Genomic DNA, 15,871 nt, shown 5'->3' with positions numbered 1-15,871 from the left:
TGCCCTTCCTGCCTAACACTCAAATTATGTAGACGATATAATGTGTCATGATGCGTTACCTTCCCCCGGTATTTGTGGTGCCTAACGTCAATCACGGACCGACGTCGATCCGGCATTTTGGATAAGAGTCATGACTACACCCTATTTTATAGATACGCATTGTCATTTTGATTTTCCGCCGTTCAGCGGCGCTGAGACACAAAGCATCCAGCGGGCGGCCGATGCGGGGGTCAAGCAGATTATCGTCCCCGCCGTAGAGGCGGAACGTTTTAGCGTGGTGCTGGATCTGGCCAACCGTCATCCACAACTTTATGCCGCCTTGGGGTTGCACCCAATAGCCATTGCGCGGCATACCGATGAGGGTCTGGCGCTGCTGGAGCAGCAGGTGCGGCGTGCGCCCCCAGGGCTGGTTGCCGTGGGTGAAATTGGCCTGGATGCGTACATGGAACAGCCGCAGATGCCTCGGCAGGAGGCGTTGCTCATTGCCCAATTGCGCTTGGCCAGCCGTTACGACCTGCCGGTTATGCTCCATTCCCGTCGTACCCACGACCGGCTGGCCATGATCCTGCGCCGTCACCCACTGGCGCGAGCCGGCGTGGTGCATGGGTTCGCCGGGAGTTATGAGCAAGCACGAGCGTTTACCCAACTGGGTTTTTATATTGGCGTGGGCGGCACCATCACCTACATGCGGGCCAATAAAACCCGCCAGGTTATGGCCCGTTTGCCGCTGGAACGGTTGCTGCTGGAAACCGACGCGCCGGATATGCCCCCGTTCGGTTGTCAGGGGCAACCCAATCGACCGGAATATGTACTGCGCACCTTCGCGGCACTCTGTGAACTTCGAACGGAACCACCGGAACAGATTGCTGAAATAATCTACCGCAATAGCCTAGATTTATTCGGTTTATCCCGCTTATAGCGCAACTATTTGGCGGATAATCGGGATCGGACGCATAATTCTCAATCCATAAGCAGCTAATTTCCGTTAAATGTGGAAAAATAGAGAAAGCGCGTAAGGCCGGAGCATTTATTCTGCGTCTTTGATACAGGCTTATGCGGTGAGAAGGATCTTTGACGCCCGGATCATTTGATGGTTCCGGGTCTTTCTTCATGGAACCAAGTCCGCTCGCCAACGATACGGCGCGTTATGTGTCTGAACATAGCGCCCTAGGTTGATCGTCGCGCCGTTGCTCGGAGCGAAAAGTTGGAGAGTACTATGAGTGATTTAACCGTTGCGGCCCGGCGAGCGCTGGGTTTGATGGATCTTACCATCCTTAACGATAACGACACCGATGAACAGATAATCGAGCTCTGTCATCAGGCCAAGAGCGCGGCCGGCAACACTGCTGCCATTTGTCTCTATCCCCGATTCATCCCCGTGGCACGTAAGGCATTGCTAAGACAGAATACGCCGGACATTCGTATCGCCACTGTCACCAATTTTCCCCACGGCAACGATGACACTGCCATCGCCGTGGCTGAAACCCGTGCAGCTATCGCTTATGGTGCCGACGAAGTGGATGTGGTTTTCCCTTACCGGGCGTTGATGGCCGGTAATGCGTCGGTGGGTGCCGAGTTGGTCAGTCAATGCAAGGCGCTGTGTGCCGACAGCGGGGTATTGTTAAAGGTGATTCTTGAAGCCGGCGAACTTAAACGTCCGGATCTGATTCGTCGGGCCGCGGAAATCGCCATTGATGCCGGTGCGGACTTTATCAAAACCTCCACCGGCAAAGTACCGGTCAACGCCACACTGGAAAACGTCGAAATCATGCTATCAGTGATCCACGCTAAGGGCGTTGGTGATCGGGTGGGCCTCAAGCCGGCGGGCGGCGTACGTACCACGGTGGAAGCGGCAGCTTACCTGGCGTTAGCAGATCGTATCATGGGCATTGACTGGGTCGACGCGCGCCATTTCCGCTTTGGCGCCTCAAGCCTGCTGGCCAGCTTGTTGGCGACGCTGGGGCAGCGTGCATCTAACACCGGTAGCGATTACTGATTTATCCCAGCGGTAGGGCTCAGTCGGGGGGGGGATTCCTTTTCGGCGGGTTTTACCCATTTTGTTGTTCTGCAGGGGGTGACCTTGTTCCTGGCACAAGAAATTATTCGCAAAAAGCGTGACGGTGGATCGCTGAACGAAGATGAGATCCGTTTTTTTATTAATGGCGTCCGGGATAATACCGTATCCGAAGGGCAAATCGCTGCATTGGCGATGACCATTTTTTTTCATGATATGAATCTCGGTGAGCGCGTGGCGCTGACTCTGGCGATGCGCGACTCCGGCCATGTTCTCGACTGGCGACGCAGTGATTTGGGTGGTCCGGTAGTAGACAAGCATTCGACCGGTGGGGTAGGGGACGTCACGTCATTGATGCTGGGACCGATGGTTGCCGCCTGTGGCGGTTTTGTCCCCATGGTGTCTGGGCGAGGCTTGGGGCACACCGGTGGCACGCTTGATAAATTAGAGTCTATCCCCGGTCTGAATATCTTTCCTGACGATCAACGTTTTCGCGCGATCATCAAGGATGTCGGGGTGGCGATCATTGGTCAAACCAATTCGCTGGCGCCAGCGGATAAGCGTTTCTACGCCACGCGCGATATTACGGCCACGGTGGATTCCATTCCCTTGATCACTGCGTCGATATTAGCCAAGAAACTGGCCGAGGGACTCGATGCGCTGGTGATGGATGTCAAAGTGGGGTCGGGAGCCCTGATGCCAAACATTGAACAGTCGGCGGCGTTGGCGAAAGCCATCGTTGGTGTGGCTAACGGCGCGGGATGCAAAACTACGGCTTTGCTTACCGACATGAATCAGGTACTGGCCTCAAGTGCCGGCAATGGACTTGAAGTCCGTGAAGCGGTCCGTTTTCTTACCGGCGAGGAGCGTAATCCCCGGTTACTGGAAGTGACCATGGCATTGTGCAGTGAAATGTTGGTGACGTCAGGCCTGGCGAATAATGACAACGAGGCGCAGGCTCGACTGCAGCGGGTATTAGACAACGGCGAAGCGGCAGAACGTTTTGGCCGCATGGTTGCCGCCCAAGGAGGACCGATCGACTTTATCGGCCACTACGACCGTTACCTGCCGGCAGCAACCCTGAGCAAGCCGGTTTTCGCCAGTCAATCGGGCTATATCAGCGCCATGGATACCCGTGCCTTGGGTATGGCCGTGGTGACGCTGGGCGGTGGGCGCCAACGGGTTAGCGACGCTATCGACTATAGCGTGGGTTTGACCCGGATGGTGCGCTTGGGGGAATCAGTACAAGCCGGGCAACCTTTGGCAACCCTTCACGCCGCCAGCGAGGATAGCTGGACCCGGGCCGCAGAGGCAGTACGCGCGGCCATCACGATTGCGGCACAGGCGCCAGACGCCCAGCCGGTCATTTATTGCCGCATGACATCCGGCGAGTAAATCAGCAGGAGAAAACAATGAAACGTACCTATATTATGGTGCTCGATTCTTTTGGTATTGGTGCCGCCGGTGATGCGGAAAAATTCGGCGATAGCGGCTCGGATACCTTGGGTCATATTGCACAGCGCTGCCAACAAGGTGACGCTAATCAGGGCCGTAGCGGGCCGTTGACGCTGCCAAACCTATCCCGCCTGGGCTTGGGCAAGGCGGCACAGGAGTCCACCGGGCATTTCCCTGCCGGATTGGATCCGCAGGCCGACATTGTCGGTGCTTACGCCTATGCCAGCGAAATCTCCTCCGGCAAGGATACCCCGTCGGGGCATTGGGAAATTGCCGGTGTCCCGGTGATGTTTGAGTGGGGATATTTCCCCGATCCGCAGAACAGTTTCCCGCAGGAACTGCTTGATCAACTGGTGAAAGATGCGGGATTACCGGGTTACCTGGGCAACTGCCACTCGTCTGGCACCGTCATTCTCGACGAGCTTGGTGAAGAGCATATGCGCAGCGGCAAGCCGATTTTCTACACCTCGGCTGATTCGGTTTTCCAAATTGCTTGTCATGAGGAAACCTTTGGCCTGCAGCGTCTATATGATTTATGTGAGGTTGCCCGTGAGTTGCTTACCGACGGTGGATATAATATCGGCCGCGTCATTGCCCGTCCGTTTATCGGCGATAAAAGCGGCCATTTTGAGCGTACCGGCAACCGACATGATTTGGCGGTAGCGCCGCCCTCTGCCACCGTTTTACAAAAGCTGGTGGAGGAGAAGGATGGACAGGTGGTCTCGGTGGGCAAGATTGCCGATATCTACGCGCAGGTGGGCATTACTAAAAAAATCAAGGCCACCGGCCTCGATGCGTTGTTTGACGCTACCCTTGCCGAGATGGAGCAGGCCGGCGATCGCACCCTTGTTTTTACTAATTTTGTCGATTTCGACTCCTCTTATGGCCACCGGCGCGATGTGGCGGGTTACGCCGCCGCGTTGGAGTTGTTCGATCGCCGCTTGCCGGAGCTGATGGCGAGGGTCACCGGCGAGGACATGCTGATCCTCACCGCAGATCACGGTTGCGATCCTACCTGGCCAGGCACTGACCATACCCGCGAGCATGTGCCGGTATTGATTTACGGTCCCGGGATTAAACCAGGCTCCTATGGCCACCGAGAAACCTTCGCCGATATCGGGCAGACCGTGGCGCATTATTTTGCCTTGTCGCCAATGGCCTACGGCAAAGCCATACTCTGAGCTACGATTAAACTCAGCCATAGCCCGCCTTTCGGCGGATAAAATAGGCAATTCATTCAATAATAAGGAAAATCACCATGGCAACGCCGCATATTAACGCTGAACGAGGCGATTTTGCAGATGTAGTCCTGATGCCCGGCGATCCGTTACGGGCACAACATATTGCCAATACATTTTTGGTTGGGGCGCGTGAAGTGAATAATGTGCGTGGGATGCTCGGTTATACCGGTAGTTATAAAGGTCGGGATATCTCTGTGATGGGTCATGGTATGGGCATCCCGTCGTGCTCTATTTATACCAAAGAGCTGATTACGGAATTTGGCGTACAGCAGATTATTCGGGTGGGTTCCTGTGGTGCAGTGCGTGCTGATGTGCATGTTCGCGACGTGATTATCGGCATGGGCGCCTGTACCGACTCAAAGGTAAACCGCATGCGTTTTAAGGATCATGATTACGCGGCCATCGCTGATTATGGTCTGCTGCGCCATGCGGTGGATGCTGCCAACGCCGCGGGGGTAAATGTGCGGGTGGGTAACTTGTTCTCCGCCGATCTGTTTTATACGCCCGATCCGCAGATGTTCGACGTGATGGAAAAATATGGCATTCTCGGCGTGGAAATGGAAGCGGCGGGTATCTACGGCGTAGCGGCGGAATTTGGCGCCAGGGCGCTGGCCATCTGTACCGTATCCGATCATATCCGCAGCGGTGAATGCCTGAGCGCCGCCGATCGTCAAACCACCTTCAATGATATGATTGAAATCGCGCTGGAGTCAGTGCTGCTTGGTGAGGGTAACATCTGAGGTTGACTTAGAACCGGTTAGGTTTTCGGCGGTGCCTGCCCGTCGTCTTCTTCGTCCTCGTCCTTGCGCTCCGCCAGCGGTGTGCTGGCGGTGAGCAAATAAGGCGACTGTTGCCAGCGGCTGCGCCGATTTTGCAACAGCGTACGGGCCAGTATGATGCCGATGGCCAAGGCCAGTAATATCATCAACCGCAGCAGGTTGGTGGTATTGTCAACCTGCTTGGCCTCGGTCTCCAATACATGGGTATCCAGGGTTAGACGGACAAAACCGCAGGGGCCGTCCTTGTCAGTCATGGTGCGCACCAACTGATGGTTAAAAAAGCTGCCGGCGCGCTGGCGTTCAATGGCCAGACGATCGCGTACGCTGATATTTTCTCCCGACCGGGCAATCAGACTGCCATCCATCGCATACACGCTGGCATCCAGAATGCGGCTTCCCACGGTAAGCTTATCCAGAATGGCCTGGATTGGCGCTGTGTTGTCATCGCTTTGCGCCATCAGCGGTTCCAATTGCGAGGATAATTGGCGGATCAGCGTATCGGCCAGATCGTCCACCTGCGCGGAGCGCGCCATTTGATGGCTGAGGCTAAACCATGATGCGCCCTGCATCAGCAAGACCAATAGCGTCACGCAGATCAAAACGATGGCGGTGCGATGTAAACGAAACGAGAGTCTAGCTCGTGCCATGGGATTCCTTTATTATATCGGACGCTTTATGTTGCCAGAATCATCGGCCATAGGGTAGTTTGATTCGCGTTGTTTTACCATGACCTATATCCATGTCTACAGGAGCAATTGATGTCTAACAGTTTGACATACTGCGATCTCCCTTCCGGGATTTCCCAGTGGCCCGGCTTGCCGCTGTCCTTAAGCGGTGACGAGGTGATGCCACTGGATTACCGGGCTGGACACACCGGCTGGCTACTGTATGGCAAAAATCTGGATAAGGCGCTTCTGACCCGTTATCAGCGCCGGCTAGGCGCGGCGATGGTGATCGTCTCCGCCTGGATCATCGAAGAGTATCATGTGGTCAGGCTGGCCGGCGTATTAACACCCCAGGCAACCCATCTGGCTCATGACATGGCGCTAGACGTCGCGCCCTTCGGCAAAACGCCGCATTTGCGCGCACCGGGGCTGCTTATCATGGACATGGATTCTACTGCGATCCAGATCGAGTGTATTGATGAAATTGCCAAACTGGCGGGTGTGGGCGCGGAGGTGGCGGCGGTGACGGAGCGTGCCATGCGCGGTGAGCTGGATTTTGCGGCCAGCCTGCGCCACCGAGTGGCGACCCTCAAGGGCGCCGATGCGAATATTCTGCGTCAAGTCAGAGATACGCTCCCCCTGATGCCCGGCCTGACCAGCCTGGTGGCCAAACTGCACGCGTTGGGCTGGCATGTCGCTATTGCTTCCGGCGGTTTCACCTATTTTGCCGACTATCTGCGCGATCGGCTACGGTTAGTCTCCGTGGCGGCCAACCAATTAGGTCTCTACGATGGCAAGTTCACCGGTGAAGTGGTCGGACCCATTGTTGATGCCGCGTATAAGGCCCGTGAACTGCAGGAATTGGCTGAGCGACTGTCGATCCCCTTACACCAGACTGTGGCCATTGGCGACGGTGCCAATGACTTATTGATGCTACAATCTGCAGGGCTGGGCATCGCCTATCACGCCAAACCCAAGGTGAATGAGCAGAGTAAAGTGATTATCCGCCATGCGGATTTATTAGGCGTAATGTGTATTCTGAGCGGCAATCTTAAAAACGAAGATCGCTGACATCCGCTTGGCATCAGTATCCGGCCAGAGCTCAGGTCCGTCAGCAGCGCCTGCGCCAGAGTATAATGTCATCAATTTTCGAGGTATCAGTGGCTAAAGCGGCGAAACGGGCGTTTGTCTGTAATGAATGTGGCGCGGAATATCCCCGTTGGCAAGGGCAATGCGGCGCGTGCAATGCCTGGAACACGATCACCGAAGTGCGCGTGGCGGCGTCCCCAGCCGCAGTCCGTAACGATCGTTTTAGCGGCTACTCGGGTGAGGCCGGTGTCAGCCGGGTACGTAAACTCTCCGATATCAGCCCCGAGGAGCAGCCGCGTTTTTCCACCGGTTTTAAAGAGTTTGATCGCGTCCTCGGTGGCGGTGTGGTACCGGGCAGCGCCATTTTAATCGGTGGCAGCCCTGGTGCCGGTAAAAGCACCCTGTTGTTACAAACCCTGTGTAAGCTCTCCGAACAAATGAAAACCCTGTATGTCACCGGTGAGGAGTCCTTGCAGCAGGTTGCCATGCGCGCGCATCGCTTGGCACTGCCCACCGGCGGACTGAATATGCTATCGGAAACCAGTATTGAACAAATCTGCCTGATTGCGGCTGATGAAAAACCGCGCCTGATGGTGATCGACTCCATCCAGGTGATGCATATGGCAGACATTCAATCCTCCCCCGGCAGTGTGGCGCAGGTGCGAGAAACGGCCGCCTACCTGACCCGCTTTGCCAAAACCCAGGGCGTCGCCATTCTGATGGTCGGCCATGTGACCAAAGACGGTTCTCTGGCCGGGCCCAAAGTGCTGGAACACTGTATCGACTGTTCCATTATGCTCGACGGTGATGCCGATTCTCGTTTTCGCACGCTGCGCAGTCATAAAAATCGGTTTGGTGCGGTGAATGAGCTGGGGGTGTTCGCCATGACCGAGCAGGGGTTGCGCGAAGTCAGCAATCCCTCGGCCATCTTTCTTAGCCGGGGTGATGAGATGACCCCCGGCAGCAGCGTGATGGTGGTGTGGGAAGGTACCCGTCCGCTGCTGGTGGAGATCCAGGCACTGGTTGATCACTCCATGCTGGCCAACCCGCGGCGGGTTGCGGTGGGACTGGAGCAAAACCGGTTAGCGATCCTTCTGGCGGTATTGCACCGCCACGGGGGGCTGCAAATGGCCGATCAGGATGTGTTTGTCAACGTTGTGGGGGGCGTCAAAGTCACTGAGACCAGCGCCGATCTGGCGTTGATGCTGGCCATGGTATCGAGCCTGCGCGATCGACCACTGCCAAAAGATCTCGTGGTCTTTGGCGAAGTGGGTCTGGCCGGTGAGATTCGTCCGGTACCCAGCGGCCAGGAGCGTATTGCGGAGGCGGCCAAGCATGGTTTTCGCCGCGCTATTGTGCCTTTTGCCAACGTGCCGAAAAAGCCACAGGATAATATGCAAATCTTCGGCGTGAAAAAGCTGGCGGACGCATTATCTATCCTGGAAGAGCTGGAATGAGCGATGGGTTTTGCCACCCTGATTGGGGTAGGTTAGTGATTGATCCGTGCGAGGGAATCCTATGTCATCATTCAATTATTTGAAGGGTGCGATAAAACAACAGGGATATACATTACAACAGGTGGCCGAGGCGTGTGACATGACCAAGGGTTACCTCAGTCAGTTGTTAAATGCCAAAATAAAAAGCCCCAGCGCGCAGAAACTGCAGGCTATCCACCGCTTCCTGGGTCTGGAGTTCCCGCAGCGGCAAAACAAAGTCGGTGTGATCTTTGGTAAATTCTATCCGCTGCACACTGGCCATATTTATTTGATCCAGCGTGCCTGTAGCCAGGTTGATGAATTACACGTGATCCTGGGCCACGATGAGCCGCGCGATCGCCAACTGTTTGAAGACAGCGCCATGTCACAGCAACCAACGGTGAGCGATCGCCTACGTTGGCTGCTGCAAACCTTCAAGTATCAAAAAAATATTCACATCCATTCTTTTAATGAACAGGGAATGGAGCCCTATCCACATGGGTGGGACGTGTGGAGTCGCGGTATCCAGTCCTTTATGAAAACCAAGGGTATTGAGCCGGGATTTATTTATACCAGTGAAGCTCAGGATGCGTCGAGCTATCGTGAACATTTGGGCATCGACACGGTAGTCATTGATCCCAACCGTTCATTTATGTCGATCAGTGGTGAGCAGATCCGTCAGAATCCGTTCCGATATTGGGACTATATCCCAACGGAGGTCAAACCGTTTTTTGTGCGCACCGTGGCGCTGATCGGCGGAGAATCCAGTGGCAAATCCACCATGGTCAATAAACTGGCGAATATCTTTAATACCAGCAGCGCTTGGGAGTATGGTCGGGAATACGTTTTTTCCCATCTGGGTGGGGATGAGATGGCACTGCAATATTCCGACTACGACAAAATCGCGCTAGGACAGGCACAATATATTGATTTTGCAGTAAAATACGCGAATAAAGTGGCCTTTATCGATACTGATTTTGTCACCAGCCAGGCATTTTGCAAGCGTTATCACGGTCGGGAACACCCGTTTGTCCAGGCGATGATCGATGAATACCGATTCGATCTGGTGATTTTATTAAAAAACAATACACCCTGGGTGGCTGACGGATTGCGTAGTTTGGGCAATCAGGCGGATCGGGATGGTTTCCAGCAGATGCTGGAAGACTTGCTCAATAGCAACCAGATTCCTTTTGTACGGGTCGATGTGCCTGACTACGATCGGCGTTTTTTGCACTGTGTCGAACTGGTGCGCGATCTGCTGGGACAAACGGCAGAGCAAGGGGCTATCCCCGAAGGTCACTGACGGTGAGGCGAGTCCTGCTAAGCAGGACTCGCCTCGCGACAGCCTTGCCCATCCACTGCGGGCAAGGCGGGTTATCAGGACATTTTTTTATATTTAATCCGATGGGGTTGCAGGGCTTCCGCGCCTAACGTGCGTTTTTTCCACTCTTCGTATTCAGTAAAATTGCCTTCGAAAAATTCAATCTTACCTTCATCTTGGTAATCAATGATATGCGTGGCGATCCGGTCAAGGAACCAGCGGTCATGAGAGATGACCATGGCGCAGCCAGGGAATTCCAACAGGGCATTTTCCAGCGCACGCAGGGTTTCCACGTCCAGATCGTTGGTCGGTTCATCCAGCAGCAGCATATTGCCACCCACTTGCAGCAGCTTGGCCAAGTGTACCCGACCCCGCTCGCCGCCGGAGAGTTCACCGATACGTTTGCCTTGGTCAACGCCTTTAAAGTTAAATCGGCCAACGTAAGCGCGGCTGGGTAATTCAAAGTTGCCAATACGCATAATGTCCTGGCCGCCGGAAACTTCTTCCCAAACGGTTTTGCTGTTATCCATGCTGTCGCGGAATTGATCCACCGAAGCCAACTGCACGGTGTCACCCAGGGTTACACTGCCGCTGTCAGGCTGTTCTTTGCCCGACAAGATACGAAACAGCGTGGATTTACCGGCACCGTTAGGCCCGATAATGCCGACAATCGCCCCTTTAGGCACGGAAAAGGACAATTTATCGATCAGCAACCGATCGCCATAGGATTTGCTGAGGTTTTCCACCTCCAACACTTTATCGCCAAGACGGGGTCCGGGCGGAATAAACAGTTCGCTGGTCTCATTGCGTTTCTGGTATTCCACGTTATTAAGCTCTTCAAAGCGGGCCAGGCGGGCTTTGCCTTTTGACTGGCGACCTTTGGGGTTTTGCCGTACCCATTCGAGCTCTTTCTCGATAGATTTACGTCTGGCGGTTTCCGATGAGGCTTCCTGCGCCAAACGCTGATCTTTTTGCTCCAGCCAGGAAGAGTAGTTGCCTTCCCAAGGAATGCCCTCGCCGCGGTCCAGTTCCAGGATCCAACCGGCCACATTGTCGAGGAAATAGCGGTCATGGGTAATGGCCACCACGGTACCTTCATAGTCCAACAGGAATCGCTCCAGCCAGGCTACCGATTCGGCGTCCAAATGGTTAGTGGGTTCGTCGAGCAGCAGCATATCGGGTTTTTCCAGCAACAAGCGGCAGATCGCCACCCGCCGCCGCTCACCACCGGACAGGGTGGCGATTTTGGCATCCCAAGGTGGCAGGCGCAGCGCATCGGCGGCCCGTTCCAGCTGATTGTCCAGGTTATGCCCGTCATGGGCCTGGATAATCGCCTCCAGTTCACCTTGTTCTTTGGCCAGCTTATCGAAATCTGCATCCGGCTCCGCATAAGCGGCGTAGACCTGATCCAGACGAGTCAACGCCTGTTTGACCTCACCTACCGCTTGTTCTATTGCCTCGCGCACCGTCTGCTGTAAATCCAACTGTGGTTCTTGCGACAGATAGCCGATTTTAATGCCGGCCTGCGGGCGCGCCTCGCCTTCGATTTCGGTATCGATGCCCGCCATGATACGCAGCAGGGTGGATTTACCGGCGCCGTTAAGTCCCAGTACACCGATTTTGGCTCCAGGGAAGAAACTCAGGGAGATATCTTTTAAAATATGACGTTTTGGCGGCACAATTTTGCCGACGCGATGCATGGTATAGACGTATTGAGCCACGTTGCTATAAGCCTCTTGATAGGGGGATAGTTAATGTCCGTAACATTTAGGGTCTTAACGGACACTTCCGGGGCATTTTGCCATTGTGCATTTAGCAATGCGGTTGTTCCTAGCCATTTTAGCCGGTTTTCCCTCGCAATCCCATTAATCCCGCAGACAATTGCCTAAACAGGCGATATTGATGAAAAGGATATTGACCATATTATCACCCTTCTGTTCAGTGCGGTTTCCGGTGGTTTTCAGTAGCCCATACTATAACATCCTGATCAACCGGGCTGGATTGCCAGCATAGATTCCTTTCACCGTTACGGGCTTTACCACCACACTCCCTGCGCCTATCACTGCCCCGCTGCATATTGAGTCTGTCAATATCGTTGCACCGCTGCCGACAGTAACATTATCGCCAAGGCAGATTCTAATCCAACTGCCTGGGTCTGGGTCTGGCGTACCACGCCGGAACAAATCATTGGCAAATGTGACGTTATGGCCGATAAAACAGCCCCTTCCCAAAAATACGTTCTCACACATGAATGTGTGTGACTGCACTCGGCAGCCACGCCCAATGACGCACCCCTTCTGAATCTCAACAAAGGGACCGATAAACACATCGTCATGAAGCTCGCACTCATAGATATTAGACGGAACCATAACAGTGACGTTGTCTCCGCTCGTCACGTCCCGTATGCCACAGTTGATAATCTTCATTATCCATCCGCAATGTATATCTGGTCGCCACATCACGATTTATCATTACCGTTACTGACGGCGAATAGAGGTTTATGACGACATGGTTAGATAAAAGGGTCGTCTAGTTTGCCATTGGGCTGGTGTCCATATAATTTATTGCGTCGGCGACGCGAGAAAAATACCAGGATCACCCCCAATGAGAGCACGCTGATTAAGGCCGGGATCAGCACGATCCGGGTACGATAGGCCAGATTGACCCGATGCTCGCCACCGCTAAGCCTTACGCCCACCAGGCCGCTGGCCAAGAGCACAGGCAAGGTCTTCTTGCCATCGACAATCAAATAATAGCCTGAGTACCTAATAAAAGGCAGTGTGACCACTTGCTCACCGTTGGACTGGATGGTCATTTCAGGGTATCCATCGACAAACCGGGTATCGGTTATCGAGGCCTGCGGGTTGGTGAAAAAGCTAAAGTCATTTTTGTCCAGATGGCTAAAGTTTTCCGGCCGGACGTTGCTGTTATTGAGATAGTCATCATACATTTCGTTGAGGTTCAGCGGCACCAACGGGTGATCGAAACGCTGTTTGATTGGCAAATACATCGTGGCGATACATAACAACGCCAGGGACAGAACCAGCGTGGGACTCTGCGTTAGCTTGCGAGCTAGCATCCCGGAGGTAAATAAGGCCACAATGGCCACCGCGCAGGATAACAAACGCCAGGGGAACTGCATCAGTTTCAATACCGGGACGGAATTGGGAATCAGGTTCCAGGGTACAAAATGCGTGGTGGCAACGATAAACACCAAGGCAATAATCACCATCTTACGTCCCTGGGATGAGTGGCCATATTTCAGATAAAACAGCGATAAAACCAGTTGCACCACGCCAATGGACAAAAACATGCCTGGATTGGATACGCCATAGGTTGAAGGGAGGGAAAATAGCGTTTCGATCAGACTACTGCTGAATTTTAACAAGTCTTCATATTGCAGTAGCTTGCCGCTGGTGGCGAAAATATCGGAATGGCGAATATGATAAAGCAGCGGTGACCAATAGAATGCGCTAAGTGAGATGACTATTAATGCCGATCGCAGAAAAAACAATAGGGTGTGTTGATTCAGCATGGCTTTTAGATTAGCGGCCATAAACAGGAAAAAAAATAGCGCGGCCACGATGGTACTGGGGATATTGGATAACAATATGCCCAAGGTGGCAAAAGGGATTAGCCACCGATCGCGTCCATCGCCGACTAATGAGCTGCAACCTCTGATAAACAGTGGCATTAAGGCCATTGCCAGGCATTCCCCCAGCGCAAATCTCACGAATATATTGGTCAGGAAATAACCTGAGGTCAGCAAAATGATTGCGCAGAGATAACCGGCCGCGTTGGAATTGTGCTCACGCTTGGCGGCATAAAAGCATGCGCCAAATGCAATCAGGACAATGATAAAAAACACCATTTTCATCTGTAAGATGGTATCTGGGCTATTAAACGTCACTGCCTTGGCGATTAAAAATAACAACGACGTCAGCGGCGGATAAAACAGTTGCCAAGAATAACCAAATTGGCCTGATGACCAATAATCAAACAATGGCGGATATTGATGATTAGCTAATTCATTATTTAATGAGATCATGCGCTGAAAATGCGCAACCCTATCGTGGCCGAACCATATACCGTCTTTCATTATGGCGAAAAGCAACACGCCAATTATTAGGAAAATAAAAAAAATCAGTATCGATTTATCGTTTTTTTGCACGGTAATGTACTCTAAGGTAAACGCGAGTCATCGGCGTAATGGGCGTTGATTAATCTGGGCCTGATGAGTCAATCCGCATTGTTGTTGTGTTGCGGTTTTAGCCCCGAAGAGTACATCAGGACCCTCGTGTGGGATAGCGCAATTACTTGGGGCATCAGGATATAAATCAACAATGTGATCCAGCTCATGCGGTGGGTCGCCACCAAGTGCGCCGCAATCGTTTCAGTTGACGAGTGCTGGATTAACATAAAAAGTGCAACAGGTGGGTGATTTGGCCGGTGGATCAACTGTGGTACATTTTGCAGTTACCGCGCCATGGAATAATTGCCTGAAATGAGTACACAAAACAAGCATTACCATCAGTTGACCCAGGGCCAGCGATACCCGCTTTAAGCCCTCCACCACAATGGTTGTGCCCAGCGAAAAATAGCCAGTGATATTGGGTGCTGTAAGCTTACGGATGAAATGTGAACTTCCCGAGACCATAGCACTCAGCCATACCCTCACGCTAGACAATGGGGGCGAGTTCGCACGACATGGGAAGATATCAGCGCTCACCCAAGCAGACGTCTATTTTGCCCGGCCTTATGCCAGTTGGCCGCGAGGAACGAATGAGAATACTAACGGTTTGTTGCGGCGTAAAATGCTATGGTGACGCTAACCAATTTAAGCGGTTAGTGTATATTACAATGCCATATATTATTATGATTAACACATGGAAAACCCATAGGTTATTAATATAATAATTATACTTTGTGGTGTTTTATTTATTTTATTATCGGAATTCCGTTTAGCTTTTTGTGACTTTATATGTGATTTATTTGTTCCTGAAACAAATCTAAAAACATTATTTAAATGCAAATAATTATTTTATTTAGAAAGAAATTATTAATGTAAAAATATAGTGGATTATTACAATAAAATATAACCGAGATATTATCCTGGTATTGCCGCGACCGTCGACCAGGGTGGTGGATCCAGGTGAATTTCAGTGACGTCACTGTACAAATGTGATGATGGATAATATCCCTAAACGGACAAGGATCCGGCATGGAAAAGCACAATACCAATCAATTGAGCGCAAAATTACCGCCCGCAATGGAGACATTACGGTGCTTAGCAAAAGATCTATCGGCGATGTCCACAGACGTCAGGGCGCAGTTATCGGCCTGGTGCTGGGAGATTGAGTAATGGCAATAGGATACTGGATAGTCAAAGGTGACAAGACCAGCTGTGGCGGCAGGGTACTTGAAGGCATGCAGGAACGACGTTTTGCCGATAATCCCGTGGCGGTGAACGGCAGTAAAGTCTCGTGCGGCAAGCATCCCGGCAACTACTACGTGGCTGGAGGACATCGGAGTGAGTCGGTACATGGGCATTTCGTCGCCAGCACCTTGTACAGCCGTTCGACGTGCCCGTGTGAGGCTTGGTTTATTCCCTCACAGACGTGGGCGTCTCATGGCCCTTATCGGGAAAATACCCCGCGAGTTGTTGCTTCTTCTGCTGCGTCGGTCAGCGCATCCGAGCCGGAACAGCACGCCCAGGCGGCGCGGAAGAACGCGGCTTCGGATACCCATGATGACGGAAAAACGCCGAAGAAAAAGCGGGAAATCACCCTGACCATCGGGGTGTTTTTCGACGGTACCGGCAATAATGCCAAT

The 15,871-nt window shown here is 52.9% G+C and carries 13 protein-coding genes and 1 pseudogene; 10 read left to right on the top strand and 4 right to left on the bottom strand.

The genetic code is table 11. The features are described from left to right. The first annotated feature begins 130 nt into the window (after window positions 1-130). The 5 genes from SJI19_RS20605 (at window position 131) to deoD (ending at window position 5,450) form a co-directional block, all read left to right on the top strand. A complete protein-coding gene (locus SJI19_RS20605; RefSeq protein WP_323480142.1) occupies window positions 131-919 on the top strand; it encodes a TatD family hydrolase in 789 nt (262 codons plus the stop codon). A gap of 297 nt (window positions 920-1,216) precedes the next feature. After that, complete coding sequence (gene deoC, locus SJI19_RS20600; protein WP_323480141.1) at window positions 1,217-1,996, top strand: deoxyribose-phosphate aldolase; 780 nt, start codon at window positions 1,217-1,219, stop codon at window positions 1,994-1,996. A gap of 84 nt (window positions 1,997-2,080) precedes the next feature. After that, a complete protein-coding gene (deoA, locus tag SJI19_RS20595; RefSeq protein WP_323480140.1) occupies window positions 2,081-3,409 on the top strand; it encodes a thymidine phosphorylase in 1,329 nt (442 codons plus the stop codon). Window positions 3,410-3,426: 17 nt separating this feature from the next. Continuing rightward, window positions 3,427-4,650, top strand: coding sequence for a phosphopentomutase (gene deoB / locus SJI19_RS20590; RefSeq protein ID WP_323480139.1), 1,224 nt, complete (start codon window positions 3,427-3,429; stop codon window positions 4,648-4,650). 77 nt (window positions 4,651-4,727) lie between these two features. Then, on the top strand, window positions 4,728-5,450 hold the full coding sequence (gene deoD / locus SJI19_RS20585) for a purine-nucleoside phosphorylase (protein ID WP_323480138.1): 723 nt from the start codon (window positions 4,728-4,730) through the stop codon (window positions 5,448-5,450). 17 nt (window positions 5,451-5,467) lie between these two features. Here deoD and SJI19_RS20580 read toward each other — a convergent pair whose 3' ends face one another. After that, window positions 5,468-6,136, bottom strand: a complete 669-nt coding sequence (locus SJI19_RS20580; protein WP_323480137.1) for a YtjB family periplasmic protein — start codon at window positions 6,134-6,136, stop codon at window positions 5,468-5,470. A 111-nt stretch (window positions 6,137-6,247) separates the two neighbouring features. On the opposite strand from SJI19_RS20580, the gene serB reads away from it, so the two are divergent. The 3 genes from serB (at window position 6,248) to nadR (ending at window position 10,021) form a co-directional block, all read left to right on the top strand. After that, the gene (gene serB, locus SJI19_RS20575) at window positions 6,248-7,225 is read left to right on the top strand and encodes a phosphoserine phosphatase (protein WP_323480136.1); all 978 of its coding nucleotides are present in this window, start codon (window positions 6,248-6,250) and stop codon (window positions 7,223-7,225) included. An 89-nt stretch (window positions 7,226-7,314) separates the two neighbouring features. Further along, window positions 7,315-8,700, top strand: coding sequence for a DNA repair protein RadA (radA, locus tag SJI19_RS20570; RefSeq protein WP_323480183.1), 1,386 nt, complete (start codon window positions 7,315-7,317; stop codon window positions 8,698-8,700). 61 nt (window positions 8,701-8,761) lie between these two features. Continuing rightward, window positions 8,762-10,021 (top strand): multifunctional transcriptional regulator/nicotinamide-nucleotide adenylyltransferase/ribosylnicotinamide kinase NadR, encoded by a 1,260-nt coding sequence (gene nadR / locus SJI19_RS20565; protein ID WP_323480135.1) that lies wholly within the window; start codon window positions 8,762-8,764, stop codon window positions 10,019-10,021. A gap of 74 nt (window positions 10,022-10,095) precedes the next feature. Here nadR and ettA read toward each other — a convergent pair whose 3' ends face one another. The 3 genes from ettA to SJI19_RS20550 all read right to left on the bottom strand — a co-directional run bounded on the left by ettA (window position 10,096) and on the right by SJI19_RS20550 (window position 14,087). Next, on the bottom strand, window positions 10,096-11,760 hold the full coding sequence (gene ettA, locus SJI19_RS20560) for an energy-dependent translational throttle protein EttA (RefSeq protein ID WP_323480134.1): 1,665 nt from the start codon (window positions 11,758-11,760) through the stop codon (window positions 10,096-10,098). 252 nt (window positions 11,761-12,012) lie between these two features. Further along, window positions 12,013-12,465, bottom strand: a complete 453-nt coding sequence (locus SJI19_RS20555; protein WP_323480133.1) for an acyltransferase — start codon at window positions 12,463-12,465, stop codon at window positions 12,013-12,015. An 86-nt stretch (window positions 12,466-12,551) separates the two neighbouring features. Beyond that, window positions 12,552-14,087 carry a 6-pyruvoyl-tetrahydropterin synthase-related protein gene (locus SJI19_RS20550; protein ID WP_323480132.1) on the bottom strand — a complete coding sequence of 512 codons (1,536 nt, stop codon included), beginning with the start codon at window positions 14,085-14,087 and terminating at the stop codon, window positions 12,552-12,554. 619 nt (window positions 14,088-14,706) lie between these two features. On the opposite strand from SJI19_RS20550, the pseudogene SJI19_RS20545 reads away from it, so the two are divergent. Together SJI19_RS20545 and SJI19_RS20540 are read left to right on the top strand one after the other, a co-directional pair. Next, window positions 14,707-14,850, top strand: a pseudogene (locus tag SJI19_RS20545) (IS30 family transposase); the annotation flags it as partial. A 550-nt stretch (window positions 14,851-15,400) separates the two neighbouring features. Then, a partial coding sequence (locus SJI19_RS20540; protein WP_323480131.1) for a PAAR domain-containing protein occupies window positions 15,401-15,871 on the top strand: 471 nt, incomplete at its 3' end.

It is taken from the genome of Acerihabitans sp. TG2, assembly GCF_035013185.1.
Classification (GTDB): domain Bacteria; phylum Pseudomonadota; class Gammaproteobacteria; order Enterobacterales; family Enterobacteriaceae; genus Acerihabitans.
This window is presented reverse-complemented; position numbering and strand designations above follow the sequence as displayed.